Source organism: Flexivirga sp. (genome assembly GCF_051955415.1).
Taxonomy (GTDB): Bacteria; Actinomycetota; Actinomycetes; order Actinomycetales; family Dermatophilaceae; genus Flexivirga.
This window is the reverse complement of the sequence record NZ_JBQCGS010000043.1, coordinates 1-22,559: the sequence shown is the minus strand read 5'-3', so window position 1 is coordinate 22,559 and position 22,559 is coordinate 1. Positions and strand designations below refer to the sequence as shown.

At 68.3% G+C, this 22,559-nt stretch carries 23 protein-coding genes and 1 pseudogene; 15 read left to right on the top strand and 9 right to left on the bottom strand.

The window, feature by feature from the left end:
• The 5 genes from ACTHL4_RS07255 to ACTHL4_RS07235 all read right to left on the bottom strand — a co-directional run bounded on the left by ACTHL4_RS07255 (position 1) and on the right by ACTHL4_RS07235 (position 1,250).
• The gene (locus tag ACTHL4_RS07255; protein ID WP_440282073.1) at positions 1–228 is read right to left on the bottom strand and encodes a hypothetical protein; all 228 of its coding nucleotides are present in this window, start codon (positions 226–228) and stop codon (positions 1–3) included.
• On the bottom strand, positions 228–524 hold the full coding sequence (locus ACTHL4_RS07250; RefSeq protein ID WP_440282072.1) for a hypothetical protein: 297 nt from the start codon (positions 522–524) through the stop codon (positions 228–230). The genes ACTHL4_RS07255 and ACTHL4_RS07250 overlap by 1 nt, the downstream gene beginning before the upstream one ends.
• Before the next feature lie 77 nt (positions 525–601).
• Entirely contained in the window at positions 602–805 is a 204-nt protein-coding gene (locus tag ACTHL4_RS07245; RefSeq protein WP_440282071.1) for a hypothetical protein, read from the bottom strand.
• Positions 802–993 carry a helix-turn-helix domain-containing protein gene (locus ACTHL4_RS07240; RefSeq protein WP_440282070.1) on the bottom strand — a complete coding sequence of 64 codons (192 nt, stop codon included), beginning with the start codon at positions 991–993 and terminating at the stop codon, positions 802–804. The genes ACTHL4_RS07245 and ACTHL4_RS07240 overlap by 4 nt, the downstream gene beginning before the upstream one ends.
• Complete coding sequence (locus tag ACTHL4_RS07235; RefSeq protein ID WP_440282069.1) at positions 990–1,250, bottom strand: helix-turn-helix domain-containing protein; 261 nt, start codon at positions 1,248–1,250, stop codon at positions 990–992. The genes ACTHL4_RS07240 and ACTHL4_RS07235 overlap by 4 nt, the downstream gene beginning before the upstream one ends.
• A gap of 282 nt (positions 1,251–1,532) precedes the next feature.
• Here ACTHL4_RS07235 and ACTHL4_RS07230 point away from each other — a divergent pair, with 282 nt between their 5' ends.
• The 6 genes from ACTHL4_RS07230 to ACTHL4_RS07205 all read left to right on the top strand — a co-directional run bounded on the left by ACTHL4_RS07230 (position 1,533) and on the right by ACTHL4_RS07205 (position 5,560).
• Entirely contained in the window at positions 1,533–2,102 is a 570-nt protein-coding gene (locus tag ACTHL4_RS07230) for a hypothetical protein (RefSeq protein ID WP_440282068.1), read from the top strand.
• Positions 2,103–2,127: 25 nt separating this feature from the next.
• The gene (locus ACTHL4_RS07225; RefSeq protein ID WP_440282067.1) at positions 2,128–2,805 is read left to right on the top strand and encodes a DUF433 domain-containing protein; all 678 of its coding nucleotides are present in this window, start codon (positions 2,128–2,130) and stop codon (positions 2,803–2,805) included.
• Positions 2,732–3,202 (top strand): hypothetical protein, encoded by a 471-nt coding sequence (locus tag ACTHL4_RS07220; protein ID WP_440282066.1) that lies wholly within the window; start codon positions 2,732–2,734, stop codon positions 3,200–3,202. The genes ACTHL4_RS07225 and ACTHL4_RS07220 overlap by 74 nt, the downstream gene beginning before the upstream one ends.
• A gap of 98 nt (positions 3,203–3,300) precedes the next feature.
• On the top strand, positions 3,301–3,657 hold the full coding sequence (locus tag ACTHL4_RS07215; protein ID WP_440282065.1) for an ImmA/IrrE family metallo-endopeptidase: 357 nt from the start codon (positions 3,301–3,303) through the stop codon (positions 3,655–3,657).
• 110 nt (positions 3,658–3,767) lie between these two features.
• Positions 3,768–4,301, top strand: a complete 534-nt coding sequence (locus tag ACTHL4_RS07210) for a hypothetical protein (RefSeq protein WP_440282064.1) — start codon at positions 3,768–3,770, stop codon at positions 4,299–4,301.
• Positions 4,302–4,348: 47 nt separating this feature from the next.
• A complete protein-coding gene (locus ACTHL4_RS07205) occupies positions 4,349–5,560 on the top strand; it encodes an HNH endonuclease family protein (RefSeq protein WP_440282063.1) in 1,212 nt (403 codons plus the stop codon).
• Positions 5,561–5,563: 3 nt separating this feature from the next.
• Here ACTHL4_RS07205 and ACTHL4_RS07200 read toward each other — a convergent pair whose 3' ends face one another.
• Positions 5,564–6,985 carry a recombinase family protein gene (locus ACTHL4_RS07200; protein ID WP_440282062.1) on the bottom strand — a complete coding sequence of 474 codons (1,422 nt, stop codon included), beginning with the start codon at positions 6,983–6,985 and terminating at the stop codon, positions 5,564–5,566.
• Here ACTHL4_RS07200 and ACTHL4_RS07195 point away from each other — a divergent pair.
• Positions 6,946–8,628 (top strand): ComEC/Rec2 family competence protein, encoded by a 1,683-nt coding sequence (locus ACTHL4_RS07195; RefSeq protein ID WP_440282061.1) that lies wholly within the window; start codon positions 6,946–6,948, stop codon positions 8,626–8,628. The genes ACTHL4_RS07200 and ACTHL4_RS07195 overlap by 40 nt on opposite strands.
• A gap of 15 nt (positions 8,629–8,643) precedes the next feature.
• Here the strand turns inward: ACTHL4_RS07195 and ACTHL4_RS07190 are convergent, their stop codons facing one another.
• Positions 8,644–9,564: a LysR family transcriptional regulator gene (locus ACTHL4_RS07190; protein WP_440282060.1), complete on the bottom strand. Its 921-nt coding sequence runs from the start codon at positions 9,562–9,564 to the stop codon at positions 8,644–8,646.
• 123 nt (positions 9,565–9,687) lie between these two features.
• Here ACTHL4_RS07190 and ACTHL4_RS07185 point away from each other — a divergent pair, with 123 nt between their 5' ends.
• Entirely contained in the window at positions 9,688–10,353 is a 666-nt protein-coding gene (locus ACTHL4_RS07185) for a GOLPH3/VPS74 family protein (RefSeq protein WP_440282059.1), read from the top strand.
• A gap of 23 nt (positions 10,354–10,376) precedes the next feature.
• The gene (locus tag ACTHL4_RS07180) at positions 10,377–11,222 is read left to right on the top strand and encodes an NAD-dependent protein deacetylase (protein ID WP_440282058.1); all 846 of its coding nucleotides are present in this window, start codon (positions 10,377–10,379) and stop codon (positions 11,220–11,222) included.
• Between the two features lie 95 nt (positions 11,223–11,317).
• On the opposite strand, the gene lexA is transcribed toward ACTHL4_RS07180, so the two are convergent.
• On the bottom strand, positions 11,318–12,034 hold the full coding sequence (gene lexA / locus ACTHL4_RS07175; RefSeq protein WP_440282087.1) for a transcriptional repressor LexA: 717 nt from the start codon (positions 12,032–12,034) through the stop codon (positions 11,318–11,320).
• 320 nt (positions 12,035–12,354) lie between these two features.
• Between lexA and ACTHL4_RS07170 the strand changes: the two genes are divergently transcribed.
• The 4 genes from ACTHL4_RS07170 to serA all read left to right on the top strand — a co-directional run bounded on the left by ACTHL4_RS07170 (position 12,355) and on the right by serA (position 17,910).
• A complete protein-coding gene (locus ACTHL4_RS07170; RefSeq protein WP_440282057.1) occupies positions 12,355–12,813 on the top strand; it encodes a hypothetical protein in 459 nt (152 codons plus the stop codon).
• Positions 12,814–13,100: 287 nt separating this feature from the next.
• Positions 13,101–13,601, top strand: coding sequence for a transcriptional regulator NrdR (nrdR, locus tag ACTHL4_RS07165; RefSeq protein ID WP_440282056.1), 501 nt, complete (start codon positions 13,101–13,103; stop codon positions 13,599–13,601).
• A gap of 104 nt (positions 13,602–13,705) precedes the next feature.
• Positions 13,706–16,618, top strand: coding sequence for a vitamin B12-dependent ribonucleotide reductase (locus ACTHL4_RS07160; protein WP_440282055.1), 2,913 nt, complete (start codon positions 13,706–13,708; stop codon positions 16,616–16,618).
• Between the two features lie 95 nt (positions 16,619–16,713).
• The gene (serA, locus tag ACTHL4_RS07155; protein ID WP_440282054.1) at positions 16,714–17,910 is read left to right on the top strand and encodes a phosphoglycerate dehydrogenase; all 1,197 of its coding nucleotides are present in this window, start codon (positions 16,714–16,716) and stop codon (positions 17,908–17,910) included.
• Here the strand turns inward: serA and ACTHL4_RS07150 are convergent.
• Positions 17,900–19,045: a MalY/PatB family protein gene (locus ACTHL4_RS07150; protein WP_440282053.1), complete on the bottom strand. Its 1,146-nt coding sequence runs from the start codon at positions 19,043–19,045 to the stop codon at positions 17,900–17,902. The genes serA and ACTHL4_RS07150 overlap by 11 nt on opposite strands.
• A gap of 142 nt (positions 19,046–19,187) precedes the next feature.
• Here ACTHL4_RS07150 and ACTHL4_RS07145 point away from each other — a divergent pair, with 142 nt between their 5' ends.
• Together ACTHL4_RS07145 and ACTHL4_RS07140 are read left to right on the top strand one after the other, a co-directional pair.
• Positions 19,188–22,286, top strand: coding sequence for an AAA family ATPase (locus tag ACTHL4_RS07145; RefSeq protein WP_440282052.1), 3,099 nt, complete (start codon positions 19,188–19,190; stop codon positions 22,284–22,286).
• Positions 22,283–22,559 (top strand): annotated as a pseudogene (locus ACTHL4_RS07140) (McrC family protein); the annotation flags it as partial. The gene ACTHL4_RS07145 and the pseudogene ACTHL4_RS07140, both read left to right, overlap by 4 nt.

Sequence of the window (22,559 nt, the reverse complement as noted above, 5' to 3'; positions counted from 1 at the left end):
TCAGGCCACCTCGATGATCTGGAAGGACGCGGCACGGTCGCCCTGGCCGGTGTCGGGATCGACGTCGGTCGGGGTGTCGACGAACATGCCTTCGCCGGTGACGTGGATCTTGTAGCCGCCGTGTTCGCACCAGGCGAGGAACGCTGACGCCTCAGTGGTCGGGGGCGTGGCGTCGTCGCCTTCTGACAGCGACTGCCACTGCTCGGTGATCTCCGCGGGGTGTGTCATCACGCGCTCACCGCCTCACCGACGATGCGAACCGGCTGGACCTCGCGGTAGTGGGTGGCGCGGACCTCATCGCGGTCGCGGCCCTGCTCGTCGAGGTAGACGTGCATCGCGGTGCCGTCGCACCGGGTGGTCTCGATGCGCCACTTCGGGTCGTTACTGGTGAGTTCGACGACGGCAGTCACGACGACGGGCGCGTTGTGCGACGTCGCCGGGCGATTCTTTGTCGGCCGGTCGAACCAGCACTCGTGGATGACGGCGATTCGGTCGCCGACCTTCGGGATGTTGCTGTCCTTCATGGGATACTCCCTGTGTTCGTGAGGGTCGGTTCTCGTTGGCGCGGGGCCGGCCCTCCGGCTTGTTCTGTGGGTGGTTGTCAGGCGGGGTGCCGCTTGGACCGGTTGGCGCGCTGAACGCCTTCGACGACTGCCGGGCGGACGACTTCCTGCAGCAGCTGGTCCGGGATGTGTCCGCGTTCGGCGACCATCTGCCGGGCCTTCGCTGCACCGGTTTCCCGGATCCGGGCCCGCTCTGCTTTCTCACGCGCGGCCTTGCGGTGGGCGCGTTCCTCCGGGGTCATCGCGTGCACATCCAGGCGGCGACCTGTTGCGGGTCGTACCGCCACGCCGGTCGTTCGGCTGTGCCGGCGTTGACGGCGCCAGGGATCTGGCCGCGGCGGGTCATGCGGCGGATGGTCTGCGGGTCGAGGTGCGTCCAGGTGGCGATGTCATTCGCGACCAAGAGCTCCTCGTGCTTCTGCTTGCTCACGCCGCCCCCTTGCTCTTGCGACGTGCGACCACAGGTTGCACAGCATGCGACTTTGAGTCCACAAAAAGCGTGCCCGGGAGCACCCGGAGTGCCTCCTCGATGTGCTCGCCCACGGAGGGTGTGCACGTGAGTCGGTCGCCGTGGATCAGCTGGTTGATGAACTGCCGGCTGACGCCTGCGTAGCGAGCGAGTCGCGCCTGCGAGAAGTCGCCGGCATCCATGTACTGGACGAGCAGTCCTCGGTCTCGGAGTTTCATCCATCGGCCCTTCGCATGTCTCCTGCGGCGTTGGTGGTGTGCCGCGTTGTTCATCCTTGCCTCCGCTTGTCTGGTTGTCAATTACTGTGCGAGCAATGCTCGCATAACGCTTGACCATGAGTCAAGCAGTTACATCGATGTAGTTCCGTTGCCGCTGATATCGCAACGATGTACCTGGTTGCGCGTTGCTTGACGTGGTGTCGTACGGGCGCTTGGTAGCGTGCTTGACACGACTGCGCGGCGGTGGTGGCGCGCGGCCACAACGGAAGGGACTCTCGTCTCATGCACGCACTGCGCGAGTTCATCCAGGAGCGGATGGACACCCGCAGCTGGGCGCCGGCCGACCTCGCACGCGAGTCCGGTCTCAGCCTCCAGCTGGTGTCTCAGCTTCTGAATGACAACCGTGAGGTGATCGCGAACCCGCCGAAGGCATCAACGGTGGCCGGGTTGGCGAAAGCGTTCCGGGTCGAGGAGTCGTCGGTCATGCGAGCGGCGTTCGCGGCGATGGGCTATCAGCTCGATCAGACCGCGAACGTTGCCGACCTGTCCTCGGTGCCCTCGGCGCAGTTGCTGCGAGTCCTGGCCGACCGGCTGGGCGTGAGCGAGGAGGAGTATCACCGTGGCAACACCGCCACCAACAGCCGGGCCGAGGTGAGCTCGGCAACAACGCAACCTGTAACCGGCGCGAACGAGAGCAACGCCGCCGACGACGTGTCCGCGACCCAAGACGACTACCGCATCGCGGCGCAGACGACCGGCCCGAAGACCCGGGCGAACCGTGCCCGGCGGCAGGCTGAGAAGGAACGGATCCCAGACGAGAACCAAGACACTGGGTCGGAAACGGGAGCGTGACGGATGACGTCGCTACGATCAGGCCATGCCGATAGATCTCGCCGAGCCTCGCTTCGCGGACCCGATCTTGACGGTGCGAGAGGTCGCATCGCTCGTCGCGATGCCCGTCACGACGTTGCAGTCGTGGTCAGGGCAGCGCAAGAGCCGACCCCAGGTGGTCACACGATTGACGAATGCTCGCCGAGGGTGGCCGACCATTCCTCTTGTCGGGCTTGTCGAGTCGAGTGTGCTGCGAGGGCTTATCGGCCTTGGCCTTCCTCGGCGCGAGATTCGTGGAGTTGTCGACTATCTGGTCTCGGAGTACGACTCGCCGCATCCTTTTGCGGACCAGCGTCTTGTGACCGACGGGCGCTTGGCATACGCGTTGCAAGCTGTCGACGGTGCTGTTGTCACCGGCCATCGGGTGACGACGGGGCAGCAAGTGATCGTCGATGCGATCAAGGGGCACGTGCGAGACATCAACTTCGCGGACGATCACTTCGCGCAGAGTTACACGGTGCGGGGCCTGGCTGGTGTCACGATCGACCCAAGGTTCAACGCCGGCCGGATGTCGTTCGAACGTACGCGTACTCCGCTTTTCGCTGTTGCCGATCTCTTGTCGGCAGGGGAGACACCTCGGGAGGTGGCGAATGACTTCGGCCTCTCCGCGGCCGAAGTCGAGATGGTCCAAGCGAACCTTGCGTGGTTGGAGTCTGCGGCCTGATGAGGTCGGGATACTCCTCGACAGGTGCGTGGGTGATCAGCTCGCCAAAGAGTTCGACAAGCTTGAGGGCATCCGCGCCCGCTGTTTGTCTGACATGTACGGCACCGACGCGGCACCGCACGTAGAGGACGTCACCTTTCTGAAGGACGCCGGAGTCCACGGCTGGATGGTGTTGACCCAGAATCCTCAGATGTGGTTCGTGCCTCGCGAGCGCGAGACGATTGAGCGCAACAACACGCATGTTTTCTGCCTCGCATCTGCGCAACTCCCAGGAGTCGCCAAGGGATTCGTCTTCGGATTCCGCTTCAACTCGATCAAGAAACGGCACGCGAGCCGGTCGGAGGCGTGTTTCTGGCGCCTGCACTCACATCTTCCAACGAAGAAGGACCTTCGCTGACCCGTGCGTTGTCACACCAGGCGCTTACCGTTCCCCGCGTGATTCACCCGTGGAGGATTCTTCGAGGTCGCGAGCATCTGACGCTCAGGTTCGTCGACATGGGCCTCGAGCAGAACGCGACGCTCGACACCGCCGGCATCGTGCAGATCGCGAACGGGCTGGACTACGCCGAACGACGGTGCGCGCTCATGCACGAGCTTGTCCACGACGAACGCGGCTTACCGCACGAACACGACCCCGCCGAGGAGGCCGCCGTCGAGCGGGAGACAGCCCGCCGGTTGATCCACGTGGACGACCTCATCGACGTCGCACGCTGGGCGCTGTCGATGGAGGAGGCCGCCTACGAGCTCGCCGTCACCGAGGACACGCTCGTGTGCCGGCTGGGTTCGATCACGCACCCCGTAGATCGGCAGAAGTGGCGGGCGTTCGTCGACGAGATGGCGGCAGACCGCTGAGACGGAGGACGGTTGGATACGTTTCTGCACGTCCGTAGCCGACGTCGGGCGCCAATCGGTCGATCGGTTTTGCCGATTTCGCCTACGGCCGACGCATCGAAGATGTATGTATGAACGCACGCTCGCTCCGCCACTGCGAGCTAGGGAGATTTGGGGGAGACACCATGAAGTCAATTGCACTCGGCGCGAGCATCTTCGCCCTGGCAGCATCGCTCTCTGCCTGTGGTGGAAGCGGCTCCACCGCGACCAAGACGGTCACTCGCACGGTCACCGCAACAGCCACAGTCACCGAGACGGCCGAAGCGACCGACACCACCGATGCTGAGACCACGTCCGAATACGTGCCCACGAAGGCCGACTTCACTCTTGGACTCAAGATCCTCAGCAAGGAGTGCTTCGGCAGCGCTGGCTGCAATCTCGAGTTCCGCCTCAAGCCGTCGTATACAGGAGAAGAGTTCGATCCTGGTCAGACGGTGGAAGTGACCTACCAAATCGTCGGCTCGGAGGACCCCTACACCAACACCTTCACGATGACCGGTGATACGAACGCGTCCGTGAATGAGCGCGAGTCCGTCCAGACCGGCACGGCCGGGAAGATCAGCGCGAAGGTGACGGACGTGGAGCTGGTCAACTTCAGCGACTGACCCGGCCACTCACAGCAGACACGAACTACCTCGAGGGGGAGCACACCGTGGGGAACCCATACCCGGGCTACCAGCCCATGCCACCAATGACACCGCAACGGCCAAAGAAGCCGTTCTGGAAGAAGTTGCTGATCTTCGGCGGCGGCGGCATCGGCGGCATCTTCGCGTTCGTCCTCGTCCTCGGCCTCATCCTCGAAGCCGCCGGGTACAACCCTGACGGCAAGTCGAATGCCGCAGCCAGCCCGGCCGCCACCTTCGCCAGCGCCTCGCCGTCCTCTACGAGCAGCGCGTCGCCGAGTTCCACGTCGTCGGCGCCGGCGATAACGGCGACGAGCGAGGCGCCGAAGGTAGATCCCGCTGCAGCCCGGGCAGCCGTCGCCAAGTCGACCCGATCGACCAAACCGAACGCTGCACTGGCCGTTCTCGCGAGCCTGCCAGTGAAGGGACGGGCCCCCAAGACTGGTTACGACCGCGACAATTTCGGTCAACCCTGGTCCGACGACGTCACCGTCGCAGGCGGGCACAACGGCTGCGACACCCGCAACGACATCCTCGCCCGTGACCTCACCGGCATCACCTACAAGCCCGGCTCACACAACTGCGCTGTCCTCACCGGGACTCTGCACGGGCCCTACACCGGACGCACCATCGCGTTCCACCGCGGCGTCGGAACCAGCAACGCCGTCCAGATCGACCACATGGTCGCGCTCTCCGACGCATGGCAGACCGGCGCACAGAAAATGTCCACCGATCAGCGCCGCAACTTCGCCAACGACCCGCTCAACCTTGTCGCCGTGGACGGCCCGACCAACGAGTCCAAGGGCGACGGCGACGCCGCCACATGGTTGCCGCCCAACAAGGCGTACCGGTGCACGTACGTCACCCGGCAGGTGCAGGTGAAGGCCAAGTACCACCTGTGGGTCACCTCCGCCGAGCACGACGCGATCGCGCGGATCCTGAACAACTGCGCCCGCCCTGTCGCGGCCACGTCGAAGCCGGTGCCGTTGAGGACACACACCCACACGACCACGCACGCGCCGGCGCCGCGGACCACCACCGCCAAGCCAGTCAGGGTCGTTCCAACGCATACTGTGGCGCCGCCGAAGCCGGCCGGTTGCTCGCCCTTGTCGAACGGTGGCAACTGCTACAAGATCGGGCAGTTCTGCGCGAAGCGGTATCACGGCAGCACCGGTGTCTCGGCTGACGGGGAACGGATGATCTGCCGCAACAACAACAGGTGGCGCTGGGAACCGCTCTGATCCTCACCAGAGTGGCTTGATCCGCACCGATCCTGGGTCGAAGGTGCGGCGGCCGCGACCAACCGGGTCGACCCGGATGTCGAGCAGGGTGCCGATCACGAGCCGCTTCTTCGCCAAGCTCATCTCATCGACAGCGGCGACCGGATCCGAGAGGTCGACATCGTCGAGCACTGACGGCACCAGCAGCGCACGCACGCGGCGTTCGGCCGCTTGGATCTGTGGCGTGAGCCTGGCTTCGACTCGGGCCAGCGCAGCGGGGGAGAGGGCGCCGGGTCCGCCGTCGGCGGCCTGGTCGACGAACGCGTCGAGCCGGTCCCGCAACGCCTTCGCGTCAGCGCGGGCCGTCTGCACCTGGAGGTCGTCTGTGCGGTCGTGCGCGACCAGTTCGTCGGCGTGTTCGCTGAGGAGCCCGATGAGGGTGCCAAGGACGTGGTCATCGATCTTCGTCACGCGGCGGGCCACTTTCAAGCAACCGGTCGCGACGCACTGGTAGGACGGGCGGCCACGGTTCGACAGCACGTACAACGGCCGGGTGCACACACCGCACCGGGCGATCCCGGACAGCAAATGCTTCACGGTCTTCGTGTGCTTCGACAGGCGTGCCGGGTTCGCCAGGATCGCGACGACCTGGTCGTGGGTGTCGGCGTCGACGAGTTGTTCCCATGCCGCGTCACCGATGACCTTGCCCTGGTGGACGCGCCGGCCAGCGTAGGCCGGGTTGGTGGCGATTCGCTTCACAGTGGACGGGATCCACCCGGGTTGCCGATCGGTGCGTGCCGGCCGGGGCGGTGTGACGCTGCGGGCGGTGAGGTTGGCTGCGATGGTGCGGAGGCTATCGCCGTGGATGATCCGCTGGTAGATCTCGCGGACGATCGGTGCGGTGATCTCGTCGGGGACCTGTTGCAGGAGGTGACCGGTGCCGGGGTCGTATTCGCGGCGGTACCCGTAGGGGATCTTGCCGTGCGGTGTGCCGGCGATGGCGCGTGCGCGGGCGGCGCGGCGGACCCGCTCGCTGGTGCGGGCGGCCTCGTCTTCGGCCATGAGCGCGTCGAGGCCGGTGCGGAACCTGTCCGTGCGGGCATCGAGGTCGTAGAGGGTGCCGGAGTAGCCCCATTTCACGCCGTGCTTGGCGCATAGGTCGCGCAGGTCGGCGTAGTCGGCGAGGTCACGGGTCGCCCGTGATGATTCCCAGGTGAGGAGGGCGTCGTAGTTTCCGGTGGCGATAGCGGTGGTTACTTCGTCCCAGCGGGAGCGTGCTCCGGTGGATCGGGCGTACCGTGAGGCGGAGCCGGCTTCGTCGATGACATCGACGATGGTCCAGTTTTCGCGGTCCGCCCATGCTCTGCATTCGGCGGTTTGCTCTGTGACAGAGCGGGATTCGCCGCGTGCGTCTTTGGAGACGCGGGCGTAGATCAGGCATCGCATGGTCGGGAAGCTACAACCATGGACAGACAGCGGTCTCCGGGTCCAACGTGACCATGGTGTTGCTGGCGACCATGTGGGTCGCCGGGTGGCTGCGCATCCGCGGCCGATGGCGGTTGGTGGTGGCGGCGCTGGCATTGGGGATGTTCGTGCTGCTCTGCCGACCCGAGCCCTCGGTGATCCGGGCGGCTGTGATGGGCGTCGTCGGCCTGGTCGGTATGTCGCTGTCCCGCCGCGCGGCGGGTGCTCCGGTGCTCGCGGCCGCGGTGCTGCTGCTGTTGGTGATCGATCCATGGCTCGCCGCGTCCTACGGCTTCGCGCTGTCGACGCTGGCCACGGCCGGGCTGCTCTTCTTCGCCCGGCCGTGGGCGGACCGGATCGGGCGGTTCCTGCCGCGGCCGTTGTCGCCGTTGGCGGAGGCGATCGCCATACCGATGGCCGCCCAGGCGATGTGCGCACCGGTGATCGTGCTGCTGCAGGGGTCGGTGAGCTTGATCGGCATACCGGCCAATGTGTTGGCCGCACCGTTGGTGGCACCGGCGACGATGTGCGGCGTGCTCACCGTGCTGGTCGCACCGGTCAGCGTCGAGCTGGCCCGTCTTCCGGCCTGGCTGGCCGCTGCGCCGACGCAGGGCATCGCCTGGATCGCGCACAGCTGTGCCCGCGTGCCGCTCGGCACGGTGCCGTGGCTGGGCGGCGCCGGCGGTGCGGTGTTGCTGGCGGCGCTGACGCTCGTGGCGCTCTGCACCGGCACGTGGCTGTTGCGCACGCTGTGGGTGCGGCCCTATCTGGCCGGCGCCGGAGCCGTCCTGGCAGCAGCGGCGTGGGCGCCGACGCCGATCAACGGCTGGCCGCCCCCGGGCTGGGTCTACGTGGCGTGCGATGTCGGGCAGGGCGACGGCGGGGTGCTGGCCGCCGGCCCCGGGCATGCGGTGGTCGTGGACACCGGCCCCGAACCGGCCGCGATGGATCACTGCCTGGACCGGCTGCAGGTCCGTGTCATCGACGCGGTTGTCCTCACCCACTTCCACGCCGACCATGTCGGCGGGCTGTCGGCCGTCTTCGACGGGCGTTCCGTGCACGCGCTCTACGCCACGCCGGTCTCCTCGATGGCGCCCTCCGGCGATGATGAGGAGGCGAGCGAGGAGCCACTGGTGCGTGCGGTGGCCGCGCAGCATCAGCTGGCGGTGCAGTCACTGGCCACCGGCGACGTGTTGGACATCGGCGCCGTCCACGCGCTCGTTCTCGGCCCGACCCGCGTGATCCGCGCTGGTTCGGTGCAGAACAACGCCAGCATCGTGCTCGACGTGCGCACGCGAGGTCTGCGCCTGCTGATGACCGGTGACATCGAGCGGGAGGCCGCCGCCCTCATCCTGGCGCAGTTGCGCCGGCTGCCGGCGGCGCCGCCGATCGACGTGTTCAAGGTCCCACACCATGGATCGGCCAACCAGGACGCCGACCTCGAGCGCGCGGTGCGCGCGCCCATCGCGGTGATCAGTGTGGGAGCACACAACGACTACGGCCATCCTGCGCCGCGCACGCTCGACCTGTTGCGCGACAGCGGCTCGACGGTCGAGCGCACGGACCGGGGCGGGGACGTGGCGATCGTCGCGCGCGACGGTGTGCCGCTGGTCGCCCGGCCCTGACGAGCGACCCGGTGCTCAGGAGCAGACGTTCTTGGACCGCGCTGCCTCGCACAGGGCGTCCAGGGTGGCCGACACCGCAGGCACGCGTTGCAGGTCCGGCGTGGTGACGGCATACACCGCCCGGCGTGACGCCGGATCCATCGGCACCGTGACGACACCCGGATTGCCGGCGGAGCGGCGGATCAGGTCCGGCACCAGCGCGACCCCGAGGCCCTCGGAGACCAGCCCGAGCACGGCGACGTAATCCTCGGTTTCGAACGCGACGTCGGGATTGAATCCGGCCCGCTCGGCCAATGACAACAGGTGGCCACGACAGCGCGGGCAGCCGGCGATCCAGGGCTCACTCGCCAGGTCGGCGAGCTTGACCTTCCGGGACTTCGCCTTCGGGTGGTCCAGCGGCAGCGCGAGCCGCACCTCGTCGTCGAGCAGTTTGCGGGTGACGAAGGAGTCGATGTCCTCCTCGCCGCGTGCCAGGTCGGTGCCCTCATAGGCGAACGCCACCGCCACGTCGCACTCCCCGGAGCGGAGCGCGGCCAGGGATTCGGGCGGCTCGGCCTCGGTGAAACTCACCTGCACGTCGGGGAACCGTTGCTTGACCAGCGCCAGCGCTCGCGGCACCAGCGTCGAGGAGGAGGAGGGAAAGGCCATCAACCGCACGCGGCCCGCCCGCAGGCCCGCGATCGCCGCCACCTCCGACTCGGCAGCATCCAGTGCTGCCAGCACCGGGCTGGCGTGCCGCGCCAGTACCTGGCCCGCCTCGGTGAGCCGCACACTGCGACCCAGCCGCTCGACCAGGACGGTGCCGGTGCGGTCCTCGAGGCGACGGACCATCTGCGAGATGGCCGGCTGTGAATAGCCCAGCGAGGCGGCCGCGGCGGTGAAGCTGCCGTGGTCGCTGATGGCCTTGATGACCCTGAGTCCCGCCGCATCGATCATGATCACGAGGATAACAGCGGGTTATCCACAGGGACGAATTTTCCGTGATTGCTAATCCTTGCGACGGAGTTTGTCCGTCCGCGGATGGATCTGTGGCGAGCGTGTGCGACGTACTGTCGGTGAATGCTGATCTGTGCGGAACTTCTGCTCATGGCGACCAGCCCCGAGGGTGGCCGGCTGGCCGGACACGCTCCACTCGATCTGGCACTCTCCGGGGCGGTGCTGTGCGAGCTGGCGGCATACGAGCGGGTTGCGGTGCAGGGCGGCCGGCTCGTGGTCATCGATGGCCGGCCCGGCGGCGACCCCCTGCTCGATCACGCGCTGGCCGTGTTCGTGCAGAAGGCGGGCAAGAAACCGGAACGCGCGCTGCCCGCGCTGGCCAAGGGGATGGCCGACCGCGTCTACCACCGGCTGGTCGCCGACGGCGCGGTCCGGCACCAGCCGGGAGGGTTCCTGCGCCCCGAGAAGCATCCGGTCGTCGACCTGGCTGCTCGCGCGACCCTGCTGGACGCCGCCGGACGCGTCCTCGCCGGCACCGCCCGGCCGGATCTGCACACCGGGTCCACGGTCGCACTCCTCGGCGCCGCCGACGCGGTGACCAAGGTGTATGACGCCCGGCAGTTCGGCGTCTCAGGGCGGGAGCTGACCAGACGTGCCAAGGCGGTGGGCGAGCAGGACTGGACCGCGGGCGCGGCGGCGGCGGCGATCAAGAGTGCACAGGCGGCCACGAACGCTGCCCTGATCGCTGCCACCACCGCTGCCACGAGTGCCGCGATCGCGGGTAGTTGAACCGATGTGAGAGCTTTGCCGTTGTGGTGGCCCGCGATCTGACAACCGACCTGACAGCCCTGGCCGAGTTGGTCGCCGGCGGTGGGGTGCTGGCGCTGACCGGCGCGGGGCTGTCCACCGACTCGGGGATCCCCGATTACCGGGGCGCTGACGGCAAGCGCCGTTTCCAGCCGATGACGGCTCAGGAACTGCTCGCCAGCCCCGCCGCGCGGCGGCGTTACTGGGCCCGTTCGTATGTCGGCTGGCCGCGTTTCGCGGCGGCCGAGCCCAACGACGGCCATCGTGCCGTGGCCGCGCTGCAACACGCCGGATTGGTCGGTCCGGTGATCACCCAGAACGTGGACGGACTGCACCAGGCGGCCGGTGCCCGGAACGTGGTCGAGTTGCACGGCAGCCTGACGCACGTGGTCTGCATGCACTGCGGCGAACGCTACGAACGCTCGACGGTCGACGCCTGGCTGCAGTTGGCCAACCCCGACTTCGACCGGTCGGCGGACGGTCCGTTGCGACCCGATGGGGACGTGGCGATCGCCGAGTCACTGATCGGCGGATTCCGACTGGTGCATTGCGTCGTCTGCGGTTCGGACCTGCTGAAACCCGACGTGGTGATGTTCGGCGAATCCGTGCCCAAGCCTCTGGTGGAGCATTGCTTCGCGCAGGTCCACGCGGCGCGTGCGGTCCTGGTGCTCGGCTCGTCCCTGGCCGTGATGTCGGGCTATCGATTCATCCGCCGCGCCGTCCGGGAGCACATCCCGGTCGCCGTGGTCACCCATGGCTGGACGCGCGCGACCGACGAGGAGGTGTCGGTGCGCGTCGATGCGCCGCTGGGTGAGACGTTGACGGCGCTCGCCGCCGCGCTGACCGGCTGAGCTGTTCCGATCCACGCCCGACCCTCACACGAAGATCGGGGGCCGCCGCGACGTATGCGGAGGAACGCAGCGGGGGAGAAACGTGGTGGGGTGGTCTAGACCCGGCGCAGTACCGCGGTGACCTTGCCCAGGATCGTCGCATCGTCACCGTCGATCGGGTCGTAGGCGTCGTTGTGCGGCATCAGCCATACCTTGCCCCGGGTGCGCTTGAACGTCTTGACCGTCGCCTCGTTGTCGAGCATCGCCGCTACGATGTCGCCGTTGGTCGCCGTGGGCTGCTGGCGCACCACGACCCAGTCGCCGTCGCAGATCGCCGCATCGACCATCGAGTCGCCGACGACCTTCAACAGGAAGAGGTCACCTTCGCCCACGATCTGCTTGGGCAGCGGGAAGACGTCTTCCACGACCTCCTCGGCGAGGATCGGACCGCCGGCAGCGATCCGCCCCACGACGGGGATGTATGACGCCTCGGGTCGTGCGTCGCCCAGCCCGGTCTCGTCGACGCCCGACTCCTCGGCGCTGCGTACGCTCGAGCCGCCGCGGTAGCCGCGGGTGTCGGTGCCGTCCGGGTCGATGACCTCCATGGCTCGGGGGCGGTTGGGGTCGCGGCGCAGGTAACCCTTGCGCTCCAACATCGTCAATTGGTGCGCCACCGAGCTGGGACTGGTCAGGCCGACCGCGTCCCCGATCTCGCGCAGGCTCGGCGGGTAGCCGCGCCGGTCCACGGAATTGCGGATCACCTGCAGCACCTTGCGCTGCCTGGTGGTCAGGCTCTCTCCGGCGCGATCGGGAAGTTCGTGCACCTGTGCCATCGCTGTCATCTCCTCCTCGGCGAACAGTTCGCTCGAAGCGGCCGGCGAGCGTCCGTGCGGACCGTGGTCCGTGCGGTGAGTGGGTGCTGGATGTGGAGCTGGATCGGCGCCGGCTGTCGGTGCTCGGTGCTTGCCTTGGCTTCGTGAAAACAGCGTATGGGTTTCGGACACAGTTTCCAAACATCTGTACGACGCGTGTCTCGACGATGTCGAACGTCCGTGCTATACATCCGACAGGTGTCCGATCGCACGCTTGTTCGGGCCAGGTCCGTCGCAGGGACGGTGCGCATCCGGTCGCGCCGAGGTTTCAGGAGGAAGAGATGAGTGCAGTGGCACCGTGGGACGTCATGGTCGACCCGCCGGCCGATCGAGCCCCCGAGGCCCCCGAGGTCCCCGAGGGCCGTGGGCGTCGTCGGCACCTGCGGGTGGTTCCGACCGGCCCGGCGGCCAGCGGCGGTGGCGAGCGGGTCGGCGTCCGTGTCGACGCGGCGGATGGCGCAAGCGGGCTGCGGTTGACGGCCCGCGGTCGCCGGTTGCTGGTGGCGCTCGTCGCTGTGGTCATGCTGGTGGGCGGGGGAGCGGCGGCCCGCGCCTGGGCCACCACCTCCGCGCCGGTGACGCACACCGTCACCGTCCACGACGGCGAGACGCTGTCCGAGGTGGCGCACCGCGCCTACCCGTCGATGCCGGTCGCCGACGCGGTCACCAAGGTGGCCCTGGCCAACGACCTCAACGGCCTGCAGGTGGTGGCCGGACAGCAGCTGCGGTTGCCGCGCTGAGGGATTGCAGCGGTGTCCGTGCGCCGCCCCGGTGAGGGGCGTGACGCGCGGGTTCCAGGCGGCTGACCAGGGCGTTTCGCGGCATGGCGGACGGCTCTTGCACTTGTGGTGGGACCGGCCTAAGATCCCTATATCTAGTAGTTACACCGATGGGATTCGTCCACATCTAGTCCACATGCCAGAGCGCGTTGTCCCCAGATCGTCCACCGTTCACCCACAGCTTCGTCCACAGGGTGCGGGTCCGTGGCGGCGCATCGTGGGCGGCGTTCCCGGGAGAGGAGTCGACCGTGCATTGTCCGTTCTGCCGTCATGACGACAGTCGCGTCGTCGACAGTCGCACGAGCGAGGACGGCACCTGCATCAAGCGTCGCCGGCAGTGTCCCGACTGCGGTAAGCGCTTCTCGACGACCGAGACTGCGAGCCTCACCGTCGTCAAGCGCTCGGGTGCCAGCGAGCCGTTCAGCCGCCAGAAGGTTTTGGTCGGTGTGCGCAAGGCATGCCAGGGCCGCCCGGTCAGCGAGGACCAACTCGCGCTGCTCGCGCAGGAGGTCGAGGAGTCGATCCGCGCCCAGGGGGCGGCCGAGATCGACGCGCACGACGTGGGTCTGGCGATCCTCGGCCCGCTGCGCAGCCTGGACGAGGTCGCCTATCTGCGTTTCGCCTCGGTCTACCAGGCCTTCGACGACCTCGAGGACTTCGAGGCCGCTATCGCGCTGCTGCGTGCCGAACGTCCGGCGACGGGCGTGGAGCCCGATCACGCCGTGGGCCGCGAACCCGCCGGCGACTGAGGCACGTTCCACGTCAGTCCGCAGCACCACGGCAACACCACCACACGGCAACAACACATCCCGCAGCACAGTCGACCGCCTTCGGGCGGGAAAGGAAGTTGGACATGACCGACACGGCAGACGCGGGCTCGAAGGCGCGACGCGGCAGCGGCGCGCGCAAGAGCCTGACCGTCGAGCGCATCTTCACCACGCCCGGGGTGCACCCCTATGACGAGGTCACCTGGGAGCGGCGCGATGTCGTCCAGCAGAACTGGAAGACCGGCGAGACGATCTTCGAGCAGCGCGGTGTGGAGTTCCCCGACAGCTGGTCGCTCAACGCCTCCACCATCGTCACCACCAAATACTTCCGTGGCGCGGTCGGCACGCCACAGCGGGAGAGCAGCCTCAAGCAGCTCATCGACCGGGTCGTGCTCACCTATGTGCGCGCCGGCAAGGAACACGGCTACTTCGCGACCGACGACGACGCCGAGATCTTCGAGCACGAGCTGACCTGGTCCCTGCTGCACCAGGTGTTCAGCTTCAACTCCCCGGTCTGGTTCAACGTGGGCACCAAGTCGCCGCAACAGGTGTCAGCGTGCTTCATCCTCTCGGTCGACGACTCCATGGACTCGATCCTCAACTGGTACAAGGAAGAGGGCTTCATCTTCAAGGGGGGCTCCGGTGCCGGCCTCAACCTCTCCCGCATCCGCTCCTCCAAGGAGCTGCTGTCCTCCGGTGGCACCGCCTCCGGGCCGGTGTCGTTCATGCGCGGTGGGGACGCGTCCGCAGGCACCATCAAGTCCGGCGGCGCCACCCGTCGCGCGGCGAAGATGGTCGTGCTGGACGTCGACCACCCCGACATCGAGGAGTTCGTCGAGACCAAGGCGCGCGAGGAGGACAAGATCCGCGCGCTGCGTGACGCCGGTTTCGACATGGATCTCGGCGGCAAGGACATCACCTCGGTCCAATACCAGAACGCCAACAACTCGGTCAGGGTCACCGACGAGTTCATGCGCGCGGTCGAGGAGGGCACCTCGTTCGGGCTGCGCGCCCGCAATACCGGTGAGGTCATCGAGGAGATCGACGCGCGCAGCCTCTTCGACAAGATCAACAAGGCCGCCTGGGAGTGCGCCGACCCGGGCCTGCAGTACGACGACACCATCAACGCCTGGCACACCAACCCGGAGACCGGCCGCATCACGGCGTCCAACCCGTGCTCCGAATACATGTCGCTGGACAACAGCTCCTGCAACCTGGCGAGCCTCAACCTGCTGAAGTTCCTGCGTGAGGACGACACCTTCGACGCCGCCACTTTCCAGAAGGTCGCCGAGTTGGTCATCACCGCGATGGACATCTCGATCTGCTTCGCCGACTTCCCGACCGAGTCAATCGGTCAGACGACGCGTGACTACCGCCAGCTGGGCATCGGCTACGCCAACCTCGGCGCGCTGCTGATGGCGACCGGCCACGGGTACGACTCCGAGGGCGGCCGGTCGCTCGCGGCGGCGATCACCTCGCTGCTCACCGGCGCGTCGTACAAGCGCTCCGCCGAGCTCGCTGCGATCGTCGGTCCCTACCACGGCTACGCCCGCAACGCCGAGGCGCACCAGCGGGTCATGCGCAAGCACCAGGCTGCCAACGACGCGGTCCGCACCCTCGACGCGATGGACTCGGAGGTCCACCGTTATGCGACCAAGGCGTGGGCCGACGTCGTCGAGCTGGGTGCGCAGCACGGCTACCGCAACGCCCAGGCCTCGGTGCTCGCACCGACCGGCACCATCGGCTTCATGATGGACTGCGACACGACGGGCATCGAGCCGGACTTCTCGCTGGTCAAGTTCAAGAAGCTGGTCGGCGGCGGCTCCATGCAGATCGTCAACCAGACGATCCCGCGGGCGCTGAAGAAGCTGGGTTACCAGACCGAGCAGATCGAAGCGATCGTCGAGCACATCGCCGAGCACGGTCACGTCATCGACGCGCCCGGCCTCAAGCCCGAGCACTACGAGGTCTTCGACTGCGCGATGGGTGAGCGCGCCATCGCTCCGATGGGCCACGTGCGGATGATGGCCGCGACGCAGCCGTTCCTGTCCGGCGCGATCTCCAAGACCGTCAATCTGCCCGAGACGGCCACCGTGGAGGACATCGCCGAGGTGCACCTGGAGGGCTGGAAGCTCGGCCTGAAGGCGCTGGCGGTCTACCGCGACAACTGCAAGGTCGGTCAGCCGCTGTCCGACGGCAAGAAGTCGGCCAAGGCCGCGGAGGCGGAGCCGGAGAAGGTCGTCGAATACCGCCCGGTCCGTCGCCGGCTGCCCAAGCGTCGCAAGAGCGAGACGACCTCGTTCGCGGTCGCGGGCGCCGAGGGCTACCTCACCGCCGGCACCTACGAGGACGGCAAGCTCGGCGAGCTGTTCCTGAAACTCGGCAAGCAGGGTTCGACCCTGGCCGGGATGATGGACGCCTTCTCGATCGCCATCTCGGTCGGCCTGCAGTACGGCGTTCCGCTCGAGACGTATGTCGAGAAGTTCACCAACCTGCGGTTCGACCCGGCCGGCATGACCGATGACCCGGACGTCCGGATGGCCCAGTCGATCATGGACTACGTCTTCCGCCGGCTGGCGCTGGACCACCTGGACTTCGAGACCCGGTCGTTCATGGGCATCCACACCGCCGAGGAACGCGCCCGCCAGCTGGAGACCGGCTCCTACGCCGCCGTGGAGGACGCCTCGGAGGAGGACGTCACCGACGAGTTGGAGTCCTACTCCCAGTCCGTCGGCGCGACCACGCGCCGCGAGGACTCCGCACCGGAGGCCACGTCCGGCTCGAACGCTGACGCCGCTGAGGCCGACTACCGGTCCGGGTCCGGGGCCGCCGACGCCCGCGCCGTCTCCGGTGAGATCCACTCCTCCGCGGAGTTGCTGGAGCGTTTCCAGGGCAAGGCCGCCGACGCACCGATGTGCATGACCTGCGGGACCAAGATGCGCCCCGCCGGCTCCTGCTACGTCTGCGAGGGCTGCGGCTCGACCAGCGGCTGCAGCTGATACACCGACTCACGGCACGTCCGGCATGCGGGCACCACGCCCGAATGCCGGACGTGCCGTGAGTCGCCGACCCGGCCAGTGGGAGACTGCGCCTTGTGAAGGCGCTGCTCCTGGAAAGCATCCACCCGTACGCCGAGTCGATCCTGCGTGAAGCGGGGTTCGAGGTAGAGACCCGCACCGGGGCCCTCGACGAGTCCGAACTGATCGAGGCGCTGCAAGGCGTCGACATCGTGGGACTGCGCTCCAAGACCGAGATCACGCCCACCGTCCTGGAGAAAGCGACGGGGCTGACCGCGATCGGCGCGTTCTGCATCGGCACCAACCAGATCGCGCTGGACGAGGCCGCCGCGCGCGGCATCGCCACTTTCAACGCCCCCTTCTCCAACACGCGCAGCGTCGTGGAGCTGGCGATCGCCGAGATCATCGCGATGGCGCGCCGCCTCACCGAGAAGGACGGCTCGCTGCACGCCGGCGTCTGGGACAAGAACGCCAAGGGTTCGCACGAGATCCGCGGCCGCAAGCTGGGCATCGTCGGCTACGGCAACATCGGTTCGCAGCTGTCGGTGGTCGCCGAGATGCTGGGCCTGCAGGTCTACTTCTACGACACCGACGACAAGCTGGCGATGGGCAACGCGCACCGGTGCGACAGCCTCGACGAGCTGCTGGAGACCGCCGAGGTGGTGACCCTGCACGTCGACGGCCGCTCCGGCAACGCCGGGTTCTTCGGCGCCGACCAGTTCGCCACGATGCGGCCGCGGTCGCTGTTCCTCAACCTCTCGCGCGGCTTCGTCGTGGACTACGACGCACTGCGCGAGAACCTCCTGTCCGGCCACATCGCGGGTGCCGCCGTCGACGTCTTCCCGACCGAGCCGAAGAAGCGCGGCGAGTCCTTCTCCTCCCCGTTGCAGGGCATCCCCAATGTCATCCTCACCCCGCACATCGGCGGGTCCACCGAGGAAGCGCAGGAGGACATCGGCCGTTTCGTGGCCAGCAAGCTGCGCGACTACATCGACCGCGGCACCACCACCCTGAGCGTCAACCTCCCCTCGCTGACCCTGGAGGGTCGCCCCGGCGGCGGCCGGCGGATCACCCACCTGCACCGCAACACGCCGGGCGTGCTGGCCAAGGTCAACAGCATCCTCGCCGGACACGGCGTCAACATCGAGGGCCAGCTGCTGAACACCCGCGGCGAGAACGGCTACGTGGTCACCGATGTCGCGCAGTTGCCCGACGCCGCGATCGCCGAGCTGCGCGAGATGCCCGAAACCATCCAGCTGCGCGTCATCGGCTAGACCCCGCGATGCGGTCGGCGATCTCGCCGATCACCGCGTGCGACGTCGCGAGAGTCAAACGCAGGAATCCTGCAGTGCCGCAGGCGGTCCCGTCGGTGCCCAGCACGCCGGTGCGGCGGCCCACCTCGGCCGGTGCGATGCCCGCGCCGCGCAGGTCCAGCCAGTGGATGTAGGTCGCCGCCGGAGGCGTGTACCCGATCGAGGGCGCGTCCGCCATACGGCCGGCGAACAGATCACGGCCGCGCTGCAGGTAATCGACGAGGCCGTCCAGGTGCGCCACTCCGTCCGGGCCGTATGCCGCCGTCGCCGCCACCGCCCCCAGCGGTGAGGTGCCGTGCCGCACGACGAACGGCGATGCCGCCCAGCGGCGCCGGTGCTCGGCCGAGGTCATGATCAGCTGCGCGCATGCCAGGCCCGGCAGGTTCCAGCCCTTCGATGCCGACACCGCGGTGACGGTGTGGTCCGCGGTGCGCTCGTCCAGCGATGCGTAGGGAAGGTGGTGGTTGCCGGAATAGACCAGCGGAGAATGGATCTCGTCGGAGAAGACCGTCGAGCCGGTGCGTTCGACGACATCCGCGATCTGCAGCAGCTCCTCACGGGTCGCCACCTGGCCGGTGGGGTTGTGCGGATTGATCAGCACCAGCAGTCCGCCACCGTCCAGGGCCGCCGCGAGCCGCTCCGTGTCCAGCACGAAGCGGCCGCCGACCAGGTCCATCGGCACCGTGCGCAACTCGGTGCCGACGGCGCCGGGAAGTTCGAGGAAGGGCATGTATGCCGGGGTCGGCAACACCACCGGAGTGCCCGGCTCCACCAGGTGCCCCAGGGTGAACGCGAACGCCCCGAGCACGTCGGGCAGCAACTGCACGTGTGCGGGATCGACCGACCAGCCGAAGCGCCGCTGCTGGAAGGCCCCGCACGCGGCGGCGGTCTCCTCGCTCACCGGGGTGGGCAGGTAACCGGTCAGTCCCCGGTCGACCGCGCCGGCGATGGCGTCCCGCACGACGGGCGCGAGCGGCAGGTCCGACTCGGCGATGAACGCCCCGAGCTGATCGCCCTCGGTCACCGACCACTTCACCGAGCCGCGGGCCCGGAACTGCTCGACGTCGGTGCTTTCCATGATCTCTTGGATGCCCACGACCTCGAGGCTAGTGGCATCCGCGGCTACGCCGTGCGGTCGCCATACGGGAGTTGCGCACAGCGCGCCGGGCGCGACGGCCCATCCCGTAATCTGGACGTTCGGTCCCTTCCCTCAACCGACTCCGGAGCTGTCAACCACCGTGGCCCTCGCCGACATCACCCGAGACGACGTACTCGCCGCACTCCAGGAATGGCAGTCCCAGGGACGGGAGTCGTTCCTGGCGGCATACGGATTCGAGCCGGACGTGGAGCACGTCCTGCACGAGGCCGGCGCCGTCTATGACGCCCCCGCGATCGCGGCGGCCGCGCACGGTTTCGCACGCGCCGAGTTCGGGCCGCTGACGCCCGTGTCGTTGCCGTCGGCCGACGAGGTCAGCCGTCATCTGACCGCACTGGGCTTCGAGGTCAAGCGCGCCCAGCGCTCCACCACGCCCAGTCCCGGCCGGCAGCGGGACCTGCGCCGGTGGCGGGCGACATACGAGCTGATCAAGGTGGCCGCCAACAACGACCCCGCGGCCCAAACACTGTGGCACCAGGTGGATTCGCTGCGCGAGGTGCGCGTCGCCGAAGCCCGGGAGCTGCTGCGGACACTGGCCGTCGGCCGTGACCTGCACGCCTTCGTCGAGGGCTTCGCGGTCTGGTCGCGCCGTCCCGGTCCCTTCGCCCAGCACGCCTCCAGCCTGCCGACCTGGCTGGGCCAGCTGCGCAACACCGCCGGCGGCTACGAGCGGGACCTGGCCGACCTGCTGGTGGAGACCACGCAGACGCCGCGCGACGACGACGAGGCAGCCCTGCGGATCCGGGCACTGGAGGAATACACCGACGGCAAGCTGGACGGCTCACGGGTGCCCACGGTGCTGTCGATCTTCTGGTCGACCGACGAGGGCAGCGACTGGCCGACGCTGTGGCCGGGCGGTTCCGACCCGTTCCAGACCCTCGGCTGGATGGGCCGTCACCTGAGCCACTCCGAGCGCTACCTCGCCTTCGCGGACCTGTGCCGCAGCTTCGAACCGGACGACCCGGAGTTGGCCGAGCGGCTGATCGGCTACCTCGGCAGCAAACAGTCCTTCATCGGGCTGGGCAGCACGCTGCCGGACATCTGCGAGGAGGCCGCCGGGATCATCGCGGGGTACAAACCGGGGCTGGGCTATCCCGACGCCGACTCCGAGGCGCGTGCCGCCGGTCTGGCGCTGCAGTTGCGCGGGGTCGCCACCCTGACCGTGCGGTCGCTGCACAACCCACTGCGGCAGGCCACCGGGCTGCGACTGCAGGAGACCAATCTGCAGACCCGCACCGGGCAGTCCAAGGACGCGCCCTACCGGGTGGACGCGCACGCGACCTGGGCGCTGCCCGGCGGCACCGGCGCTCCCGGCTTCCGGCTCTGGATCACCCGGTCCGGCGTCGCCGTCGGACTGCACTCCGGCTGGGACGGCCCCGGCTCCGGTGCCCGGCACGAGGAGATCGGCGGCGTCGTCCAGCAGCACCTGCCGGAGGGCATGCGCTTCTTCCACCTGCGCACCACCAGCAGCCCCGACCGGGTCGAGCCGGTGGACCGCGAATACCCCGGCGGAGAGGTGTATGTCGGCCGCTGGTGGCCGCACCCGGAGTCGCTCGGCCGGGCCGACTTCGCCACCGAGATCGTCGACACCGTACGACGACTGGCGCCGCTGGTGGAGGTCATGTCCGGCAAGGAGCCGACGCCCACCGGCCCGGTCGACCTGGACCTGCTCGCCCAGCTGGAACGCTTCGTGGCCGAACGGCCCTACCCCGGTGAACGGGACAAGTGGCACCAGGAACAACGCCGTGCGCTCGCGCAGGCGCTCGAGCCGTCCGGGCTCGAGGCCTTCGACCTAGCGGCGTTCCGGCGGTTGCTGAACGGCCGGGGCTACGGACACCCAGGCGCCCATTCGGTGCTGCAGGCGAGCCTGTCCACCATGGACGCGGCCGGCCTGGACAACTTCGCCCGGTCGCTGAAGGAACTGCTGTGGGGCGACGGCGACGACGTCGCCCGGATCGAACACATCCTCGGCGACGGTATGCCGGCACCCGGCCTCGGCGAGGCGGTGGTGATGAAGCTCATGGCGGTCGCCCACCCGGGCCGGTACCTGCCGATCCACTCCCTCGGTGGCGCCGACGGCAAGATCGCCGTGGGGCGTGCCGTGGGTGTGCAGCTGCCCGCGATCGACTCCCCGAACCGGGCCCGGCTGCACGTCGTCATCAATGACCGGCTGCGTGCCCGTCTGGAGCCGCTGCTGCCGGGAGACCCTTGGGGCCAGGTGCAATTCGCGCTCTGGCTACTGCACAAGGGCGAGTCCGTCGCCGACCCGGAGCGTGACCTGATCGCGGAGGCGGCGGCCGAGCTGCTCGTCGACGAGGACTTCCTGCGCGAGATCCACGGGCTGCTGGAGGACAAGAAGCAACTGATCTTCTACGGCCCACCCGGCACCGGCAAGACCTACCTCGCGCAGCGGCTGGCGGCCGCCCTCCAACCGGACTCCACCAAGCGCCAGGTCGTGCAGTTCCACCCCTCGACCTCCTACGAAGACTTCTTCGAGGGCTTCCGGCCGCGGCTGGATGCGGACGGGCAGATGGTCTACGAGCTGCGCAAGGGTCCGCTGGCGATGCTGGCCGAGGCCGCGGAGGCCGATCCCACGACGCCGCACATCATGCTGATCGACGAGATCAACCGGGCCAATCTGCCCCGCGTCTTCGGCGAACTGCTCTACCTGCTCGAATACCGCTCCCAGTCGGTCATGACGTCATACCGGCCGGACGAGGGTTTCGAGCTGCCGCCCAACCTCTACTTCATCGGCACGATGAACACCGCCGACCGGTCCATCGCCCTGGTCGACGCGGCGCTGCGCCGCCGGTTCCACTTCGTGCCGTTCATGCCGCACGAGGGACCGATGGAGGGCCTGCTGCGCCGCTGGCTCGAGGCACACGACGGGCCGGTCTGGGTGGCCGGCATCGTCGACCGGGTCAACGACGAGCTGCGGCGTGCGTTGCGCGGACCGCACCTGCAGATCGGGCACAGCCATTTCATGGCCGAAGGGCTGAACGACGCTGCGCTGCAACGGATCTGGACCTACAGCATCTACCCCTTCATCGAGGACCAGTTCTACGGGCGGGAGGACGTGCTGCGGACCTTCACCTGGCAGAGCGTGCTCGAACGCCACGGACCCGGCGCCCGCGCCGCTGCCGGGGAGGAGCCGCCGCCAGCCGCCACGGCCGTCCCATGAACCAGATCGTCCTGCAGGAGCACAGCCAGAGCGCGCCGATCCGGTTGCAGCCGGCTGCCCGGACCGCACTGCTCGAAGCCGCGTCGGACAAGATCACCGTCGTCGCCACCGCCGACCCGGATCGGGTGATGCTGCGCACCGGGTCCTGGGTCGGAGCGCTGGCGGTCCCCGGCTGCACGATCCGCGTGCAGCCGCGCGCCCCGATGGAGAAACTCTTCACCATGTTATCCGCCGGGCGGCCGGCGGGCGCCTGGGGGAGTGACGCCGTCGGGT